Source organism: Aeromonas sp. RU39B, from assembly GCF_900156095.1.
In the GTDB taxonomy this organism is placed as follows: Bacteria; Pseudomonadota; Gammaproteobacteria; order Enterobacterales; family Aeromonadaceae; genus Aeromonas.
Window position 1 is genome coordinate 171,678 of sequence record NZ_FTMJ01000007.1, and the last position, 19,177, is coordinate 190,854.

The 19,177-nt window shown below is 60.0% G+C and carries 18 protein-coding genes; 6 read left to right on the plus strand and 12 right to left on the minus strand.

Annotation, left to right across the window (positions count from 1 at the left end):
* Positions 1-198 precede the first annotated feature (198 nt).
* Positions 199-1,077, plus strand: a complete 879-nt coding sequence (locus tag BW958_RS11720) for a KPN_02809 family neutral zinc metallopeptidase (RefSeq protein WP_076575916.1) — start codon at positions 199-201, stop codon at positions 1,075-1,077.
* A 48-nt stretch (positions 1,078-1,125) separates the two neighbouring features.
* Here BW958_RS11720 and BW958_RS11725 read toward each other — a convergent pair whose 3' ends face one another.
* The 3 genes from BW958_RS11725 to purH form a co-directional block, all read right to left on the minus strand.
* A complete protein-coding gene (locus tag BW958_RS11725; protein ID WP_076575917.1) occupies positions 1,126-2,490 on the minus strand; it encodes a nucleobase:cation symporter-2 family protein in 1,365 nt (454 codons plus the stop codon).
* Between the two features lie 117 nt (positions 2,491-2,607).
* The gene (purD, locus tag BW958_RS11730) at positions 2,608-3,900 is read right to left on the minus strand and encodes a phosphoribosylamine--glycine ligase (RefSeq protein WP_076575918.1); all 1,293 of its coding nucleotides are present in this window, start codon (positions 3,898-3,900) and stop codon (positions 2,608-2,610) included.
* Between the two features lie 69 nt (positions 3,901-3,969).
* Complete coding sequence (gene purH / locus BW958_RS11735; protein WP_076575919.1) at positions 3,970-5,562, minus strand: bifunctional phosphoribosylaminoimidazolecarboxamide formyltransferase/IMP cyclohydrolase; 1,593 nt, start codon at positions 5,560-5,562, stop codon at positions 3,970-3,972.
* Between the two features lie 336 nt (positions 5,563-5,898).
* On the opposite strand from purH, the gene zntR reads away from it, so the two are divergent.
* Both zntR and BW958_RS11745 read left to right on the plus strand, forming a co-directional pair.
* Positions 5,899-6,336, plus strand: a complete 438-nt coding sequence (gene zntR, locus BW958_RS11740; protein ID WP_076575920.1) for a Zn(2+)-responsive transcriptional regulator — start codon at positions 5,899-5,901, stop codon at positions 6,334-6,336.
* A 104-nt stretch (positions 6,337-6,440) separates the two neighbouring features.
* Positions 6,441-6,656, plus strand: a complete 216-nt coding sequence (locus BW958_RS11745) for an alternative ribosome-rescue factor A (RefSeq protein WP_076575921.1) — start codon at positions 6,441-6,443, stop codon at positions 6,654-6,656.
* Between the two features lie 16 nt (positions 6,657-6,672).
* Here BW958_RS11745 and hemW read toward each other — a convergent pair whose 3' ends face one another.
* From hemW to BW958_RS11770, 5 genes are all read right to left on the minus strand, one after another.
* Positions 6,673-7,818, minus strand: a complete 1,146-nt coding sequence (gene hemW, locus BW958_RS11750; protein WP_076575922.1) for a radical SAM family heme chaperone HemW — start codon at positions 7,816-7,818, stop codon at positions 6,673-6,675.
* A 67-nt stretch (positions 7,819-7,885) separates the two neighbouring features.
* Complete coding sequence (locus BW958_RS11755) at positions 7,886-8,479, minus strand: XTP/dITP diphosphatase (RefSeq protein WP_076575923.1); 594 nt, start codon at positions 8,477-8,479, stop codon at positions 7,886-7,888.
* Between the two features lie 101 nt (positions 8,480-8,580).
* The gene (locus BW958_RS11760; RefSeq protein WP_076575924.1) at positions 8,581-10,524 is read right to left on the minus strand and encodes a methyl-accepting chemotaxis protein; all 1,944 of its coding nucleotides are present in this window, start codon (positions 10,522-10,524) and stop codon (positions 8,581-8,583) included.
* A 9-nt stretch (positions 10,525-10,533) separates the two neighbouring features.
* Positions 10,534-11,421 (minus strand): hypothetical protein, encoded by an 888-nt coding sequence (locus BW958_RS11765; RefSeq protein ID WP_076575925.1) that lies wholly within the window; start codon positions 11,419-11,421, stop codon positions 10,534-10,536.
* A 290-nt stretch (positions 11,422-11,711) separates the two neighbouring features.
* The gene (locus BW958_RS11770) at positions 11,712-12,413 is read right to left on the minus strand and encodes a metallophosphoesterase (RefSeq protein WP_076575926.1); all 702 of its coding nucleotides are present in this window, start codon (positions 12,411-12,413) and stop codon (positions 11,712-11,714) included.
* A gap of 168 nt (positions 12,414-12,581) precedes the next feature.
* On the opposite strand from BW958_RS11770, the gene BW958_RS11775 reads away from it, so the two are divergent.
* Positions 12,582-13,751, plus strand: a complete 1,170-nt coding sequence (locus BW958_RS11775; RefSeq protein ID WP_076575927.1) for a multidrug effflux MFS transporter — start codon at positions 12,582-12,584, stop codon at positions 13,749-13,751.
* Between the two features lie 321 nt (positions 13,752-14,072).
* Positions 14,073-14,318 carry a hypothetical protein gene (locus tag BW958_RS11780; protein WP_076575928.1) on the plus strand — a complete coding sequence of 82 codons (246 nt, stop codon included), beginning with the start codon at positions 14,073-14,075 and terminating at the stop codon, positions 14,316-14,318.
* Between the two features lie 43 nt (positions 14,319-14,361).
* Here the strand turns inward: BW958_RS11780 and rimJ are convergent, their stop codons facing one another.
* The 3 genes from rimJ to BW958_RS11795 form a co-directional block, all read right to left on the minus strand.
* Positions 14,362-14,925, minus strand: coding sequence for a ribosomal protein S5-alanine N-acetyltransferase (rimJ, locus tag BW958_RS11785; RefSeq protein ID WP_076575929.1), 564 nt, complete (start codon positions 14,923-14,925; stop codon positions 14,362-14,364).
* Entirely contained in the window at positions 14,925-15,479 is a 555-nt protein-coding gene (locus tag BW958_RS11790; protein ID WP_076575930.1) for a GNAT family N-acetyltransferase, read from the minus strand. Before BW958_RS11790 ends, rimJ begins: the two co-directional genes overlap by 1 nt.
* A gap of 71 nt (positions 15,480-15,550) precedes the next feature.
* On the minus strand, positions 15,551-16,474 hold the full coding sequence (locus BW958_RS11795; RefSeq protein ID WP_076575931.1) for a LysR family transcriptional regulator: 924 nt from the start codon (positions 16,472-16,474) through the stop codon (positions 15,551-15,553).
* An 89-nt stretch (positions 16,475-16,563) separates the two neighbouring features.
* On the opposite strand from BW958_RS11795, the gene mdtH reads away from it, so the two are divergent.
* Positions 16,564-17,760: a multidrug efflux MFS transporter MdtH gene (gene mdtH, locus BW958_RS11800; RefSeq protein ID WP_076575932.1), complete on the plus strand. Its 1,197-nt coding sequence runs from the start codon at positions 16,564-16,566 to the stop codon at positions 17,758-17,760.
* Between the two features lie 65 nt (positions 17,761-17,825).
* Here the strand turns inward: mdtH and BW958_RS11805 are convergent, their stop codons facing one another.
* Positions 17,826-19,145, minus strand: a complete 1,320-nt coding sequence (locus tag BW958_RS11805) for an anaerobic C4-dicarboxylate transporter (RefSeq protein WP_076575933.1) — start codon at positions 19,143-19,145, stop codon at positions 17,826-17,828.
* Positions 19,146-19,177 lie beyond the last annotated feature (32 nt).

Below are 19,177 nucleotides of genomic sequence, written 5' to 3' on the forward strand. Positions count from 1 at the left end.
TGGCGCCGGAATAAGAGTGTGCTAGCACCGGTTTGGCGCAGCCAAGTCGCCCGTGAGTAAAGCGATACCGGGGGCGGCTCACCGGACAGGAGATGACGCGCGAGGCGCCCATTAGCAGCATTGGCGTGGTTAAAAGGTAGTCGGCAGAGTCGCTCGCGCCTATCCTTGCCCGCCAGTAATGAGTGAGAGGGCAAGACGATGCGGATGGATGATCGGCGCGAGAGCGACAATGTAGAGGATCGCCGGGGTGAGGATGGCGGTAATGGTGCTGGCCGAATCGGTCTGCCCCTGCGCGGTAAAGGGGGGTTGGGCGTACTGATTTTGGTGCTGGTGGCCGGCTATTACGGCATTGATCTCACCCCGCTACTCGGTGGTGAGGGTGCACTGCCAACTCAAAGCCACAGCCAGAGCCACCAAAGTCGGGCGGCGTCGCCAGAGGAAGAGTCACTGGCACACTTTAGCTCCAAGGTGCTCGCCTCGACCGAAGATAGCTGGTCTGCGATTTTCGCCAAGGCTGGCAAGCAATATCAGCCGCCCAAACTGGTGCTCTACCGGGGTGCTACCCGCACCGGTTGCGGTCAGGGCCAGTCGGTGATGGGGCCGTTTTACTGCCCGGTTGATCGCAGTGTCTATATCGATCTCTCGTTTTATCAGCAGTTGCGTGATCAGCTGGGCGCAGCCGGTGATTTTGCCCAAGGCTATGTGGTCGCGCACGAAGTGGGTCACCATGTGCAGAACCTGCTGGGCATCGAGCGTCAGGTGCGCGAGCAGCAGCGCGGTCTGGATCAGGCGGCGCAGAATCGCCTGTCGGTGAAGCTGGAGTTGCAGGCCGATTGTTTTGCCGGGGTTTGGGGGCACTACATGCAGGGTGAGCAGGCGCTCGACCCGGATGATCTGCAGGAGGCGCTCAACGCCGCCGAAGCGATCGGTGATGACAAGTTGCAGCAGCAATCCAGTGGTCGCGTTGTGCCCGACAGCTTTACCCACGGTACCTCGGCCCAGCGCTATAGCTGGTTTAAGCGCGGTTTCGATCAGGGCGATCCGGCCGCCTGCAACACCTTTGCCGCAGCGCGTTAAAACCAGAAGGGAGGCCAGTGGCCTCCCTTCTGCATAGTGCGGGGTCGATCAGGCGTGCACCGGATTGCGGCGCGGCAGCAACAGGTTAAGCAGCATGGCGGTGATGCCACCGGTGGCCACACCGAAGGAGAGCACGCTCTTGAGCAGCTCCGGCAGGTGTTGCAGCACTTCCGGCACCTGGGCCACGCCAAGCCCCATGGCCAGCGACACGGCCAGAATCATCAGGGCGCGGCGATCCAGGGTCTCGCGGGAGATGATACGCACCCCGGCGGCGGCGATGGTGCCGAACATGACGATGGTGGCACCGCCGAGCACCGGCTCGGGGATCTGCTGGATCAGCGCCGCGACGCCCGGCAGCAAGCCAAGCAGCACCAGCATGCCGGCGATAAAGAAGCCGACATAGCGGCTGGCGACGCCAGTTAGCTGGATCACGCCGTTATTCTGGGCAAATACCGACATCGGGAAGGTGCCGACCAGAGCGGCCAGAATGGAGTTGATGCCGTCTGACAGCACACCGCCTTTGATCCGCGCCATATAGACCGGCCCTTCAACCGGCTCGCCGGAGATATCGGAGGTGGCAGTCATGTCGCCGATCGCCTCCAGCGAGGTGACCACGAAAATCACGGTAAGCGGGATAAACAGATACCAGTCAAAGCCGAGGCCGTTGTGCAGGATGCGCGGCAGGGTGATCCACTCGTTTGGCAGGGTCGGCACGGTGACACGACCGATCAGGAAGGCCACCAGATAGCCGATGCCCATGGCGAGCACGATGGCTGACAGGCGCAGCCAAGGGTTTTGGCTGCGTTGCAGCACCACGATAATAAGCAGCACCAGCAGTGACAGGCCGAGGTTTTGCAGGCTGCCGAAGCTGCCATCCTGCATGGCGGCAAAACCGCCACCCATGCTCACCAGACCGACTTTGATCAGGGTCAGACCGATCAACAGCACCACGATACCGGTCACCAGCGGGGTGATCACCTGACGAATCAGGTGCAGGCAGCGGCTGACAATCACCATGCTCAAGGCGGCAACCAGCGTGGTACCAAACAGTGTGGCCAGCATCTGCGGCTCCGGATAGGCAGCCTGCTTGAGAGCCAGCCCCGAGGCGATGATCGGGCCAAGGAAGTTAAAGCTGGTACCTTGCACCGACAGCAGTCCCGAGCCGACCGGGCCGAAGCGGCGGGTCTGGATAAAGGAGGCGATGCCGGACATCAGCAGTGACATGGAGACGATGTAGCGCCCCTCTTCGGCACTGAGGCCAAGGGAGGAGGAGATGATCAGCGGCGGCGTGATGATACCGACAAACATGGCCAGCATGTGTTGCAGGGCGGCAAACAGGGTTTGCGGCAGGGGCGGGCGACTCTCCAGTCCATAGATGAGATCGCCATGACGGTGTGTGGGGGTGGTGCTCATGGTGTCGTTCTGTCCATACAAGTTGTGAATAAAAACGTTTGCGGCCCAATTGGCAACGTTGGCCAGGCCATAAGCACAAGGGCCCGCATCGCTGCGGGCCCTTGGCCGGGGTGGGCGTTATTGGCCCTGTTGTTCGCGTTCGATGGCGCGCCAGCCGATATCCTTGCGGTAGAAGACGCCATCCCACTGGATGCGAGCCGCCAGCTGATAGGCCTGCTTCTGGGCCTGCTCGACGGTGTGGCCGAGCGCGGTGGCGCACAGTACACGGCCGCCGTTGGTCACGACGTCGCTGCCTTCTACACGGGTGCCAGCGTGGAAGACCTTCTCACCGCTGGCCTCTTCGACCGGCAGACCGCTGATCACCTTGCCATTCTCGTAGTCACCCGGATAGCCGCCTGCGGCCAGCACCACGCCAATCGCAGCGCGGGGGTCGTAGTTAGCTTCCATGCGATCCAGCTTGCCGGCGCAGGCAGCCTGGCACAGCTCAACCAGATCCGAGCGCATACGCAGCATGATCGGTTGGGTCTCTGGATCGCCAAAGCGGCAGTTAAACTCGATGACCTTGGGGTTGCCGTCGGCATCGATCATCAAACCGGCGTAGAGGAAACCGGTGTAGACGTTGCCTTCGGCCGCCATGCCGCGCACGGTCGGCAGAATGACCCGCTCCATCACCTTCTGGTGCACGTCGGGGGTGACCACCGGAGCCGGGGAGTAGGCCCCCATACCGCCGGTGTTGGGGCCGGTATCGCCGTCACCCACCCGCTTGTGATCCTGGCTGGTCGCCATCGGCAGCACGTGCTCGCCATCGACCATGACGATAAAGCTGGCCTCTTCACCGGTGAGGAACTCCTCGATCACCACGCGGGCACCGGCATCACCGAAGGCGTTGCCCGACAGCATGTCACGCACCGCTTCTTCCGCTTCGCTCAGGGTCATGGCGACAATTACGCCCTTACCGGCAGCCAGACCGTCGGCCTTGACCACGATGGGGGCGCCCTTCTCGCGCAGGTAAGCCAGTGCCGGCTCCACCTCGGTGAAGTTCTGGTATTCCGCGGTCGGGATGGCGTGACGCGCCAGGAAGTCTTTGGCAAATGCCTTGGAGCCTTCCAGTTGGGCAGCGGCAGCGGTCGGACCGAAGATGGCCAGACCCTCGGCGCGGAAGGTGTCTACCACCCCCTTCACCAGCGGCGCTTCCGGGCCGACGATGGTCAGGCCAATCTGCTGCGACTTGGCAAAGGCGAGCAGAGCCGGAATATCGGTGGCTGAAATGTTGACGTTCTCAAGGCCAGGCTCGTGTGCTGTGCCGGCATTGCCCGGCGCCACAAAGACCCGGGTCACCAGGGGGGATTGCTTGGCCTTCCATGCCAGGGCGTGCTCGCGGCCGCCGTTACCGATCACCAGTACTTTCATGGTCTGTTTCTGCTCTGTGTTCGTCGTTGTGCTTGTGATAACAGGCAGGGCGATGCCCTGCCAAAAGGATCAGTGGCGGAAGTGGCGCATGTTGGTGAACACCATGGCCATGCCGTGCTCGTCGGCGGCATCGATCACCTCCTGATCGCGCATCGAGCCACCCGGCTGGATCACGCAGGAGATGCCGGCCGCAGCGGCAGCATCGATGCCATCACGGAACGGGAAGAAGGCGTCGGACGCCATCACCGAACCGGCCACGGTCAGGCCTTCGTCAGCTGCCTTGATGCCGGCGATCTTGGCCGAGTAAACGCGGCTCATCTGGCCGGCACCGACACCGATGGTCTGGCCATCTTTGGCGTAGACGATGGCATTGGATTTGACGAACTTGGCGACCTTCCAGCAGAACAGCAGGTCGTTGAGCTCCTGCTCGGTCGGTTGGCGTTTGCTGACCACCTTGAGGTCAGCCAGCGTCACCATGCCGAGATCGCGATCTTGCACCAGCAGGCCACCGTTGACCCGCTTCATGTCAAAGCCGCTGGCAGCATCGCTCCACTGACCGCACTCGAGCAGACGCACGTTCTGCTTGGCGGCCACGGCGGCGCGGGCCTCAGCACTGACGGTCGGGGCGATGATCACTTCGACAAACTGGCGATCGACGATGGCCTTGGCGGTGGCGCCGTCCAGCTCGCGGTTGAAGGCGATGATGCCGCCAAACGCAGAGGTCGGATCGGTCTGCCAGGCGCGCTCATAAGCGCTGAGCAGGTCATCACCGATGGCTACGCCGCAGGGGTTGGCGTGTTTGACGATGACGCAAGCCGGCTCGGCAAACTCTTTGACGCACTCGAGCGCGGCATCGGTATCGGCGATGTTGTTGTAAGAGAGAGCCTTGCCCTGCAGCTGGGTGCTGCTGGAGACGCTGCCGGCAGCGGCACGCTCTTCCACATAGAAGGCCGCGCCCTGATGGCTGTTCTCGCCGTAGCGCATGTCCTGTTTCTTGATGAACTGGCTGTTGAAGGTGCGTGGGAACGTCGACTCTTCGTCACCTTCTTTGTTGTCACCGTAAGAGGGAACCATGGTGCCGAAGTAGTTGGCGATCATGCCGTCATAGGCCGCGGTGTGTTCGAAGGCGGCAATCGCCAGATCGAAACGGGTGGCCAGACGCAGGCTGTTGCCGTTGGCATCCATCTCGCTGATGACGCGGTCATAGTCGGCAGCCTTGACCACGATGGCGACATCTTTGTGGTTCTTGGCGGCTGAGCGGACCATGGTCGGGCCGCCGATGTCGATGTTTTCCACCGCATCTTCCAGAGTGCAGCCGGGCTTGGCCACGGTCGCGGCGAACGGATAGAGGTTGACCACCACCATGTCGATGGGGGTGATACCGTGCTGGCTCATGATGGCGTCATCACGGTCGCGGCGACCGAGAATGCCGCCATGTACCTTGGGGTGCAGAGTCTTGACGCGGCCGTCCATCATTTCGGGAAAGCCGGTGTAATCGGAGACTTCGGTGACCGGCAGTCCGGCTTCGGCCAGCAGCTTGGCGGTTCCACCGGTAGAGAGCAGATCAACGCCACGGGCGCTCAGGGCGCGGGCGAACTCAACGATACCGGTTTTGTCCGAGACACTCAGCAGGGCGCGGCGGATGGGCCTGGCTTGTTCCATTACTCTATCGTCCTCAAGGTGATGGGGACTCGGGCACGCGCGCGCAACTGGAGTCCCCTGACTGTGGTATTGGGGGGATTTCATAAAGCCGACTTCGGCAGTCAGCTTTAGGAAATGCCCGTAAGCGGGTGGTGCTCAGTTGTCGGCGCGCATTCTACACAAAAAATGTGAGCCTTGCTGGATTTTTTCTGGCGAAAGCCCTTGTCTGGCGCGGCAGTAAACGTTTGTCATTGATTTTGAAGCAAACGATTTCCACCGCACTGCATTCTGTGTGGCAGGATTGGGGGAATGGCGGCTGCGGTGTAAAGTGGTGGAGTACAGCTTGGGAGAGCAATCATGTACCGGATTGGTGAATTGGCCAAAGCTTGTGGTGTCAAAGCCGATACCCTGCGTTTTTACGAGAAGAACAGTCTTATCGCGCCAAGCATTCGCAGCGATGCCGGTTATCGTCTTTATAGCGAAGAGGATCGGCGGCGGCTGGAGTTCATCCTGCGCGCCAAGTCGGTCGGTTTTTCGCTGGCCGATATCGGCGAGTTATTGGATCTGGACCGTAACAAGGCGCGGGTGACCTGCCAGGAGGTCAAGGCGGTGGCGGACACCAAACTGGAACAGGTGGAAGAGAAGATTCGTGAACTGACCCGGTTTCGCGAGAACCTGCGCGAGCTCTCCAACATCTGCTGCGGCGGGCCGCGCTCAGCCGAGCACTGCGCCATTCTCGAAACGCTGGAGTCGGGTACGCCGGCAGGCCATGAACATCACGACCATTGCGCCTGAGTGCTGGCTGCCACGGGCAGCTGGCGCTACAATCGCGCACGTTTTCGCCAAGTGAGTGCGATTAACGCAACAACTTTTATCGTTTATCAGCAAAGGAGCCAGCCATGGCCAAGAAAAAGCAGCAGGCAGCGATGACCGCCGAGCATGAACATCAACGCGGCACCATTAACGACAACCACCTCAAGGCACTGGTCACGTCGCCGCTGTTTCAGGTGCGGGTCGAAAAGAGCGGCAAGGGCAAGGGAAGCTTCCAGCGTACCCCGAAACACCGCAAAGGGTGGGAGTGCGGTCAGCAGCCGATGACGGTCGTCGTTTGCTGAGCGCACTTCCCCGCGTTTATTCGTCCATAAACAGTTCGAGCAGTACATTGAGGTAGCGATGGCCCAGCGTGGTCAGCTGCCAACTCTCCCCGTGATCCACGATGAGCTCCTTGGTTTGCGCCATGGCGAGCACGCTTTCAACCCGTTCCAGCTCAAGGCCGGTGTAGGCGGTGAACTCAGCCTTGGGCACCGGTTCAAACAGGCGGAAGCGGTTCATGAAATATTCGAGCGGCAGGTCATCCTGCTCAACCTGCCACACCTGATCGCGAAAACCGCGGCCCGGCTCCAGATAGCCCTTGGGGTGTTTTATCTTGGCGCTACGGATGATGGTCTGCTCGCCAGCCAGGGTCAGCTTGCCGTGGGCGCCACAGCCAATCCCCAGATAGTCGCCAAAGCGCCAGTAGTTGAGGTTGTGCTGGCACTGATAGCCCTCTTTGGCGTAGGCAGAAATCTCGTACTGGCGGTAGCCGTTGGCGGTCAGCAGGGCATGGCCGCGCTCATAGATATCCCACAGCACCTCGTCTTCCGGCAACCGTGGCGGCTTGGAGGCAAACGCCGTGTTGGGCTCGATGGTCAGTTGATACCAGGAGAGGTGGGGCGGAGCGCAGGCGATCGCCTGTTCCAGATCGTAGAGGGCATCATCAAGACTCTGATCCGGCAGACCGTGCATCAAATCCAGATTGAAGGTGGGCAGCGCGATGGCATGTGCCAGCGCTGCCGCGTTTTGCGCCTCTTCGGGGCCGTGAATGCGGCCAAGGCGGGTGAGTTTTTCTTGCTGAAAACTCTGTACCCCGATGGAGATTCGGTTGATGCCGGCTGCGCGGAACCCGGCAAATTTCTCGGCCTCGACCGTGCCGGGGTTGGCTTCCATGGTGATCTCGCACTCTGCAGCCAACGGGATGCGGGCGCGCACGCCATCGAGCAGCGTTTGCATGGCCGTCACGCTGAGCAGGCTCGGCGTACCACCCCCAATGAAAATGGAGCGTAACGCCCGGTCCTGGGCCCATGGCAGGTCCTGCTCCAGATCGGCAAGCAGCGCTGCGACATATTCTTGTTGGGGCAGCTCTCCTTTCTGGGCGTGGGAGTTGAAGTCGCAGTAGGGGCACTTCTGCACACACCAGGGAATATGGATGTAAAGAGAGAGCGGTGGCAGTTGCAGCATGGACGTTTCCATCAATGAAAATGGGGGCTGATAGCCCCCAGTTTATCTCAAGGTGAGTGAGTTGCCGTTAGTCGGCAGCCAGCGCGAGTTTGAGCTTGGCCAGCGCCTGGGCGCGGTGGCTCAACTGGTTCTTGCGCTCGGCCGGCAGCTCGGCGCTGGTGCACTCTTCGCTTGGCACGAAGAACACCGGATCGTAACCAAAGCCATTCTGACCGCGCAGATCACTGGTAATCAGCCCTTCCCAGCTGGCCTGGCAGATAACCGGCGTCGGATCATCGGCATGGCGCATATAGACCAGCACACACCAGAAGCGGGCGGTACGCAGATCGCTCGGTGCTCCGTTCAACTCGCCCAGCAGTTTGTCGATGTTGTCGCGATCGCTGGCGTCTTCACCGGCGAAGCGGGCCGAATAGACGCCGGGGCGTCCTTGCAGCAGATCCACTTCGAGGCCTGAGTCATCGGCCACAGCCGGTAGACCGGTGGCACGGGCGGCATGGCGCGCCTTGATGATGGCGTTCTCGACGAAGGTGGTGCCGGTTTCGGCGACTTCGCTGACGGCAAACTCGCTCTGGGGGACCACCTCGATAGCGAGATCGGCCAACATGGCGGCCAGTTCCTTGACCTTTTTCTGGTTGCCGGTTGCCAGTACGAGTTTGTTCATCGGAGCCTCCTTGAAAATGAAGCTCGCATTCTATGCGTGGTCGGGCCTTTGGCAAAGCAGGAATGTATCACCCGGCACGACCAAGGTCGGCCGGGCGATAGTTATACCCGGAAATGGGAAAGGTGTTGGCGGATCTCTTCGGCCTGCTGGGTGACGGCGCGCGCCGATTGGGCGGTGCCACGGGCTGATTCCCAACTGGCCGAGACGGCGCTGGTCAGTGCCTGCATCCGTCGTGCGGCCTGCTCGGTGGTGTCCGATTGCTGGTTGCTGGCCTGATTGACCTGCTGCACCCGCTCGCCAATCTCTTGTACCAGACGGTGAGTATCGCTGACCGAGGCGCTCATCGAGTGCATCTGGGCCAGACTGGCTGTGGCTTGCTGCTGGCTCTGCTGCATCTTCTCCTGCGCGGCATTGGCGCCGCTGATTAAAGATTGCAGCAGATCGTTGATGTGACTGGTCGACTCCTGGGTCTTCATCGCCAGCGTGCGCACCTCGTCGGCTACCACCGCAAAGCCACGCCCCTGATCGCCAGCGCGAGCGGCCTCAATGGCGGCGTTGAGCGCCAGCAGATTGGTCTGCTCGGCGATGCCACGGATCACGTCGAGCACCTGGGTCGCATTCTGGCTGTCCTGAGCCAGCTGCTGCATGGTGTGGGCGGTATCTTCAATCTGGCTGGTGAGCGCCGTAATGGTCTGCTCGGTCTGGCGTACCCGCAGGTGGCCTTCATCGGAGGCCTGGCCGATGGCATCGGCCGATTGCGCGGTCTGCTGCATGTTGTCAGCTACCACGGCAAAGCTGCTCGAGAGATGGTCAATCTGCTCGCGCAGATGGCCGAACTCGCTGCGTTGATGGTCGGCTTGTTGCTCCGACTGGCTGGCCAGTCCGGTCAAGGTCGAGGCAGATTGGTTGAGGCTGGTGACGTTGCGATGAATGGTCTGCACCGTCTCTTGCAAACGGGCCACAAAGCGGTTGAAGGCGCCTGCCATCTGGCCCAGTTCGTCGCGGGCATCCACGTCGAGGCGGCGGGTCAGGTCCCCTTCACCTTCGGCAATGTCCTCCATGGCATGCACCATCTGGTTGATGGGCTGGCGGATCAATCCCAGGATCACCCAATAACTGAGCAGCGATAACCCGACCACAAACAGACCGAACAGCAGGCTGGTGGTCTGGATCTGTCCGAGATCCTCGACAATGGCCTGACTTTCGCTGTTAAGGCGTTGCCACATTCCCTGCTGGGAATCAGTCGAGAGGCTGACAATCTGCTGGGTGGTGGGGGCAACCTGCTCGGTGAGCAGACGGTGCAACTCGGCATCGCGCGTAAACAGGGCCTGGCCCTGTTCGTGATAGGTCTTGAGCTGGCTGGCAATCTGGCCGAGCAGCGCCTGCTGATCCTCTTTGTGGATGTTGTGCTGCAGATCTAACAGTGCATTTTCAGCGCCATACAGCTCCATCAAGAAACGGTCCAGCTGGGTGGCCGACGGAGTATTGAGGTTTCCGAGCAGGGCAATCAGGGACGCCTGCAGGTGATTCATAAAGGCGACGGTGACGGTGGGCAGCGCACCGGCAGTGCTGGCATCGAGACTGGCTAACAAATCTGAGGCGCCGGCCAGTGCCTGGGGCACCAATTGGTTGAGGATCCGATCCTCATCCTGGGCGAGTGTCTGCTGCATCGGCACTAGCTGCTTGAGGAACAGATCATCGAGCTGGCGGCTCGAACTCTCCAGTTGGCTGCGAGTGGGCAACTGGCTGCTTTCGGGGCGGGCCAGCAAGGCTTGGTTAGCCTTGGCCAGCGCCTGATAGGCGGCCAGATCGTCGGCTGAATGGGTCTCGACGTAAGCGCGCAGGCTGACCTGGCGCTCCAGCGCATTGTTGGCCAGCTCGCCGGACAGTCGCGCGACCGGGGCAATTTCACTGGTAAAGGCGCGAGCCTTGTTGCCAATCAGTTGTTGCCAATAGCCGCTAAAACCGAGCAGTAGCCCCATCAGCAGCAGAATGACCAACGGGATGAGGCCGATTTTCTTGCTCAGGGAAAGGTGTTTGAACATGACGCCTCCTTACAGCAGAGCAAGCAGCGTGGCACGCAGCTGACCCAGTTGGGCATAGATCTGGTTGTCATCGGCCTGATGTGGCGCAGCCGCAGGCAGCGCATCGGTGATACCTAGTGAGGCGCGAGCCTTTTGCACTTCGGCCAACAGATTGAGGGCCGAGTCGTAGACCTGCTGATGGCTGATGCTCCCCACCGGGAAGTGGCTGGGCGCGGTCGGCTCGATATTGAGCTGGCGCAGCAGCCGGCCCATCAAGTGCAAGCACTGATAAGCCACCAGATTGTTATCGAGCGGAGTCTTGTCACTCGCCGCCTCGGCAGACGGGGTGGGCAGGGTTTTGCCAAGCTGTTTAGCCAGCGGTGCCAATCCGCTTTGTACCTGAGTCAGGGCTGCGATGATTTGCGCGTTTCCTGCGGCGGGGACCAGGCCATCAAAGCCGTTGGCCAGTTGCCACAGGGCGCGGTAGACATCGTTGGTGCTCTTGCCAAGTGGCATCTCGGGCTCATCGCTGGGAAGCGGAATCTGACTGGCGGTCAGTAGTGAGTCGAGTTGCTGCTCAATCTGCTGCAGCGGGTCCATCACCATGTTGGGGCGCACGGAGGCATCGGGTAGTGGCAACGGGGCAGAGGGAGTGAGGCCGCGGGCCTGTTGCAGGGCGGCGGCGTAATCATGCACTTCACCGGCCTTGATATAGAGATGGATGGGAAGCTTGTTGTCCTGAATGCCGGGTTGGGGGATCTCGGCGGGTAATCCGGCCTTTTGCCGTAGCAGTGCGAGGCGTTGCTGCAGGCGTTCGGTCTCTTGGTACAGGTGGTTGGGATTGACGATCGCAGCATGCAGAGGCAGTGCCAAAAACCAGACCAGTAATGCCCATCCGGGCCAATGACATCCTTTCATCGGGTCCTTCCTAAATGGTAATACGCGCACTCAAAATAGATCAGCCGACTTCCTGTGACTGATGACCGATTTATACAGCACTGCCTATAAATCGGCAAATTTGTTTATATTTCATTCATTTGCGCCATCAAATGGCTCCTTGTCAGGCGCCGCTTCGCAGTAAGCAGTCAACAGGCTGTGCTGTTAATAATAGGTATCGGCGCGGCAAAACGGCCACTTTAGGATAAAAGAAGGAAAGGGTTGCCCGGGCAGAAATATAAGAATGGGGTGCAGCGTTAACCCGCCGCAGATTATGTGAAAGGTTGGCTTGCCAGTAGCTCCTCATCGCACAGTAAAGTCAGATGGCCGTGATAGGTAGCGCCGGTATCGAGCCAGCACAGATTTCCCTGCTGCAACCAGTCGCCGCGCATCGGCGTGTGGCCGAGCACCACCCGATCGATGCCGCTGATCACCGAATTGCAACGGCCGCCGAGCAATAGTTCCATGATGCGGTTGCGCTCCCAGAGCAGGGTGCGCCGATGCTGCTGGCAAAATGTGTCATCGAGTTCTCGCCAGTCGTGGGTGGCGGGATCGGCATGCACCACACCGATGCGCCCGGCCGGGGTCTCCACGGTCAGCACCAGCGGCAGGGTGGCCATCTTGGGCAGCAGGTCACGCACCTGCTGACGCTCGTCGGCCGCCAGTCGATAAAACCAGCCGCCCCCGTTGCGCTGCCACAGCAGTTTGGCGTCAGGATCGTCACTTTGCAGGGCATCGAGCATCATATCTTCATGATTGCCGAGCACAGTGTGAAACCAGCTATGTTGTAGCAGGTTGAGACAAGCCAGATTATCCGGCCCACGGTCAATAAGATCGCCGACGCCGATCAGCACATCGCCGCGACCGGGGTTGAAACCCACCTCGAACAACTGCTCGCGCAGCTGGCCAAAGCAACCGTGCAAATCGCCCATAAACCAGGCACGACCTTGAATCCTGAGCGTCTGGTGCAGCATCTGTTTTCACCCCTTGTGCCGATGTCGCCACTATAAACGCAAAGCACAATAGGTTGCAGGGGGTGTTTCCTTCCAGGAATTACCGTAATGACAAAAGACCATTTCAGCTCACACTTTTTAACCATTACACTGCCCGGTTTCCGGTTCGGCTAGTTGAGGAGCATTGCCGTGCACTTATTGAGTCTGCTTGTTTTGCTGGTACTGTTCAGTCCCCTGGCCATCGACATCTATCTGCCGGCAATCCCGCAGATGGCAGAGGCGCTGCATGCGCCGGTGCAACAGATGCAGGGAACCATCACCGGCTTTCTGTTTAGTATGGGGCTTGGGCAACTGCTCTCGGGCCCGCTGGCCGATCGTTATGGCCGCCGTCCGGTGGCGCTGACCGGTATCCTGCTCTATGGCATCAGTGCTCTGCTGGCCGCGCTTGCCAGCTCGTTTGGCGAATTGATGGTTGCCCGCATCCTGCAAGGATTGGGCGCTTGCGCGACCTCGGTGGCGGCCTTTGCGGTGGTGCGTGACCACTATGGTCCCAAGCGCAGCGGCCAGATGATCTCCTATCTCAATGGCGCGATCTGCTTTATCCCCGCGCTGGCGCCCCTGCTGGGCGGTTGGCTGACCGCCCACTTTGGCTGGCCGTCGAGCTTCTGGATGATGGCCGGTTATGCGCTACTGGTCGGTGCCTGGCTGGCCCTGCGCATGCCGGAGACCCGACCGGCTGACACGCTTAGCGACGGGGCACTGATCAGCTGGCAGCGCTACCGCCCTGTGCTGGTTGACCCGCGTTTTCTGTTTAATGCGCTGCTCTGTATGCTGGCTATGGCGGTGATCCTGGCTTATGTCACCGTGGCGCCGCTGCAATTGATGGTGCGTCTGGGGCTGGATATGGCAGGGTTTACTCACTGGTTTACCGGCAACGCCGTGCTCAACATACTGGCCTGCTTTCTGGCGCCGCGCCTGATTGGCCGCTTCGGTGCCCGCCGCACATTGCGCGCCGGCTTGCTGGTGCTGTGCAGTTCGGCGCTGCTGCTGACCCTGCTCAAAGGGATGCAGACTCCGCTGGCGATGATGGGGCCGGTGTTTATCTCCAGCATCGGGTTTGCCATGGTGCTCGGTTCGGCTGCGGGGATGGCGTTGGCACCCTTCGGGCATTGTGCTGGGACCGCATCGGCTTTGCTGGGATTGCTACAGATGAGCGGTGCCGGCGCACTGGTCTCGCTCACCGCCATCGTGTCGGGCGCGACGATTGAGCAACTGGAGCTGCATATGTGGCTGCTGGTGCCGGCATTTGTTCTGTCATTGACCCGGTTCGGGCGACGTTTGTCTGTTGCAGAAGCCTAACCGGTGGTCAGTGAGGTCAGATTCTGTCTTTGATGTTGTCAGCAGACACTAATAACAATAGAGTTAGAAAGAGTGTTTTTTGTTAATTTGGTCAACGTTAATGGTGATTTATTGTGACTTTTGCGCGATAAATCGACGTTAGTTGTTAAAGAATACTCAATCAGCTCTATTTTTTATCCAGCGCAGCAAAAAATCTCATTGAAAGACACGTTTTACTCTTTTTTTCATAGAGATATATTGCACGGGTGCTAAGCCGGATGTGATCCGGACCACAGAGAGGGTGGTTTCCCCCTTCTCTCAACCAAGTTTGAGGAATGAGTAATGAACAAAGTACTGGTAGCCGGTATCCTGGGTTTGATGTTGACTGCATGTGGCCAGAAAGAAGAAGCCAAGGCTCCGGCCGCTGAGCCGGCTCCGGCTGCAACTCAAACCGCTCCTGCCGCTGATGCTGCTAAGACTGAAGCCGCTGCTCCTGCCGCTGACGCCGCCAAGACCGAAGCTGCTCCGGCTGCTGACGCGGCTCCTGCAGCCAGCGATGCTGCCAAGACCGAAGAAGCCAAGAAGTAATCAGGCGATTCTGTCGATAGAAACGGGCCCGCAGGGCCCGTTTCTATTTGCGCTGACGGCTGGCGGGGTTGATCAGCGCCGTCATCACATGATCTTCCCAGCGGCCATTGATCATCAGATAGTCGCGCGCCAGACCCTCTTTCTCGAATCCCAGTTTTTCCAGCAAGCGGCCGCTGCGTTCATTGCGCGGCATATAGCTGGCCATGATCCGGTGTAACTGCTGGTCGGTGAACATATAGTCGATGGCGCTGGTCAGCAGCTCTTGCATCAACCCCTTGCCCTGATAGCGCTGATCGATGGAATAGCCCAGATAACAGGCCTGGAATACCCCGTGGATGATGTTGGTGAAGTTGCAGCTGGCAATCATGTTGCCTGAGCCATCAAGGGCCGCCAGATTGATGGCCGAACCATTGAAGCACTGCTGATAGCTGTCACGCAGCCGGTGGTTCCAGTAGGTCAGGGTATAGAAACCGGCTGGGCGCAGTGGCTCCCAGGGCTCCAGATGATCGCGATTGCGCAGGTAATAGTCGAGTACCAGTTCGGCCCGCTCGGGAGGTAGCACCGTCAACTCGGCGTGCGGGGTAACAAGATGAGGCAGCCGTTGCATCAGAACTCCCTCTCTCTGGTCCATTCGCAGCGCAATAGCCCGTAACAGGCGTGATCCACTACGCCTTGGGCTAGTTTTTCACTGCGCCGGATGATGCCTTCGAGCGGCATGCCAAGGCGCTCGCAGACGGCGCGGCTCGCATCATTTTCGACGGCGGCATGTATCTCGACTTTCTCCATGCCCATCTCTTCAAAGGCGTGATGGATCAGGGCGCGGCAAGCGCGGGTGACGATGCCGTTACCCTGCCAGCGCTCTGCCAGCCAGTAGCCAATCTTGACCAGACCCAGCTGGCGGTCGATCTGGTTGTATCCGATGATGCCAACCATTTCTCCCTGATATTCCATGGCACAGGCCATGCTTTCGCCGCGGGCAAATCCCTCGACAGCGCGGCGAATAAAGAGTGCCGTGTCATCGCTGCTACGAATAAAGGGCGGCCAGGGCAGCCACTGACTGAGATAGTCACGGTTGTCATGACACAGATTGAACAGCTCACTGGTCATGTCGGGTTGCAGGAACAGCAATGCCAGCTCGTCATCGAGTTGCCAGGTGAACATCCTCTCTCCTTGTTCCTCGCGAGGTCGTCTTTCGAGTCACTTTAGCCAATCCGGAATCGTGGCTGCAAGCACTATGGGGTGGTTGCTGTGGCGCTGCGCAGGGGATCGTTACGCCAACGCTCGGCCATTTTGCGGGCGATGGTCAGCACTGTCTCTTTGGCTGGATTGGGGCGTTTGCCGCCGCGCCAGGCCATCATCACGTCCCAGTGATCCTGCGGTAAGCCCTCCACATCGAGGCGTACCAGCCGGCCCAGCTCAAGGTCGCGCGCCACTGCCAGCGCCGGCATCAGGGTGATAAAGCCGTGTTCGAGCGCCAACTCACGGGCCGCACTGGCGGGCTGAATGGCGTGCAGCGGGCTGGTGGCGCGGCGCAAGCGTCGCAACTGCTGGATAAATACATCACAAGCCACGCCCCACTGCTGCGGCGCAAGACGCTGGTCCGCCAGGTGGTGCAGGGTGAGATTGCGGCACCCGGCCAGCTCATGCAGCGGTGATGCCACCACGATGATCGGCGAGCGACAGAGTAACTCCATCTGGATGCCGGCGACCGGTGGGCATTTGAGCACGAAGCCAATGTCGCAGCCGCCATTGAGCAGCGCCTGCATAATGCCGCCCGAGTGGTCGCTATCGCAGCGGATCTCGAACGGTCCATCGACCAGTTCCATCAATAACGGGCTAAATACCACCGAGGTGAGCGAAGGCAGGCTGGCTAACTGGATACGCGGCATGGCCGGCGCACCCTGCATGGCCAAGCGCCCTTCAGACAGGGCGGTGAGGGCGGTTCGAGCGGCCGGCAGAAACTGCTCGCAGGCCGGTGTTGGCGTCACGCCACGGCGATGGCGACGAAACAGCGGCGAGCCCAGCTGATGCTCCAGCAGAGCAATGCGCTGACTGACGACAGGCTGTGACCAACCGCGAATCGCTGCGGCCTGACTGAAACTGCCAAGCTGAGCCACGTCCAGCAACAGCTGCAGGTCATCGAGATCCATAGACATAAGATTGTCCTATAGGAAATATAACCAGTTCCTGGCTACCACTATATCTGATGATACTCGAGAATAACCCCTCTAATGTGAGGTGGATCATGGTTGAGCGGGCAAGGTATTGGGGGCGCTGGTTTCTGGCATTGGACACAACTCTGGTGATTCTGGGGTTCTGTGTGGTGATGCCGATGATCAGTTTGCGGTTTGTTGACCAACTCGGTTGGGCGGCAGGCCTGGTCGGTCTGGCGCTGGGGCTGCGTCAGTTAACCCAGCAGGGACTGGGTATTTTCGGTGGCTCACTGGCCGACCGTTTTGGTGCCCGCCCGCTGATCGTGACCGGCATGCTGCTGCGTGCTGCCGGCTTTGCCTCGCTGGCCTGGGCCGATAACGGCATGCTGCTGCTGGTTTCGTGTATCCTCTCCGGGCTCGGCGGTTGCTTGTTTGACCCGCCGCGGGCGGCGCTGGTGATCAAGTTTACCCGTCCACGTGAGCGCGGCCGTTTTATCTCGCTGCTGATGATGCTGGAAAGTGCCGGCGCCGTGCTGGGCGCGCTGCTTGGCAGTTGGCTGCTGCGCTTTGATTTTACCTATGTCTGCTTGCTGGGCGCCGCCCTGTTTGTCGCAGCGGCCCTGTGCAACGCCCTGCTGCTGCCGGCTTATCGCATCTCGGTTAAGCCAACGCCGATGTTTGAAGGGCTCAGCCAGGTGCTGGCCGACCGCGCCTTCTGCCGGTTGGTGCTGATCTTAAGCGGCTACTACATGCTGTGGGTTCAGGTGATGCTGATTTTCCCGATCCTGGTCAAACAGATGGCGGGAACGACCACGGCAGTCGGCTGGATGTATAGCCTGGAGACGGCCCTGTCACTGGCGCTGCTCTATCCGCTGGCTCGTTATGGTGAGCGCCATTTCAAGCTGGAGAGCCGGGTGACGGCCGGGGTCTTGCTGATGACGATAGGTATCGGCTTGGTGGCCTTTGTGAACACTCTGCCGGGCGTCTTTACGCTGCTGGCCTTCTTCTATCTGGGCATTATCATCTGTGAACCGGCCCGTGAGACGCTGATGACCAAGTTGGCCAATCCTGCAGCGCGGGGTAGCTACATGGGATTCAGCCGCCTTGGACTGGCGCTCGGTGGCATGACCGGGTATGTCGGTGGCGGGTCGCTTTATGACTTTGCACTGGCACAGGGTCAGCCGGCCTTACCCTGGCTGGTATTGGGGACGGTCGGTGTGTTGACGTTGTTGCTGCTGATCCACTGCTTTGCCAGACGCCCTGAGCTGGGGATACGGGCAATGGCCTGATAAATACAGATAAAAAAACGAGCCGGCAACCATGTGCCGGCTCGTTTCGTTTGGTCGGGGCAGGATTAGAGCATCATGCCGCCGAAGAAGAAGCCCAGTGCAACCGCCATGGCGATGGTCGCAACACCCGGAATAAAGAAGGGGTGGTTGAACACCGCCTTGCCGATACGCGTTGAACCGGTATCGTCCATTTCGACTGCGGCCAACAGGGTCGGGTAGGTCGGCAGAACGAACAGGGCGCTAACGGCTGCGAACGAGGCGATAGCAGTCAGCGGGCTCACACCCAGAGCCAGTGCAGCCGGCATCAGGGCCTTGGTGGTCGCGCCTTGGGAGTAGAGCAGCATGGCAGCGAAGAACAGCACCACGGCCAGCAGCCAGGAGTATTGGTTGAGCAGGTCGCCGGCGAAGTGCTGGATGGTATCCATGTTGCCCTTCACGAAGACGTTACCCAGCCAGGCGACACCAAGAACGCAGATGCAGGCAGACATACCGGACTTGAAGGTCGGCATGTTGGTCACTTGGGTCGGGTCGAGCTTGCAGACCAGGGCCATGATGGTGGCCGCAGCCAGCATGATGCCCATGATGGCACCGTCACGCGGGATCGGCGGGTTGGTGATGAGACCCACCTTGCCAGAGATGGCGGTGGCGTAAGCCATGACTGCAACGATGGCAGCGATGAAGATCCAGACCGACAGCTTGGCATACGGCTTGATTTCAACTTGGGCAGTGCCACGCAGTTTGATAAGACCTTTGGCCTTGCGATCCAGATAAACTTCGTCCAGCTCCAGCGGCTTGCCCAGCATGTTGGCAACAAAGGCGCCCAGGATGCAGGCAATGAAGGTGGAGGGGATGCAGATGGCCAGCAGGGTCAGATAGTCGACACCCAGCGGCTCAAGCATACCGGAGAAGGCAACCACGGCGGCCGAGATCGGCGAGGCGGTGATGGCAATCTGGGAGGCAACAACGGCGATGGAGAGTGGACGGGACGGACGGATGCCCTGCTCCTTGGCCACTTCGGCAATCACCGGCAGGGTGGAGAAGGCGGTGTGGCCAGTACCGGCCAGCATGGTCATCAGATAGGTGACAACCGGTGCCACGAAGGTGATCTGCTTGGGATTCTTACGCAGAGCCTTCTCGGCCAGATGCACCAGGTAATCCATACCACCGGCCAGCTGCATGCAGGCGATAGCGCAGATCACCGAGGCGATGATCATGATGACATCCCAAGGGATGTATGAAACCAGTTGGTCGCTGGGGATGCTGACGCCCAGACCCCAAGTCAGAACCAGCACACCGAGACCGCCGGCAAAGCCGATCCCGATACTGCCAATTCTGGCCCCCAGATAGATCGCCGCGAGGACGACAAGTAGCTCAATCCCAATCATACATAGACTCCATGTTTTTTAGTTTTTGATGA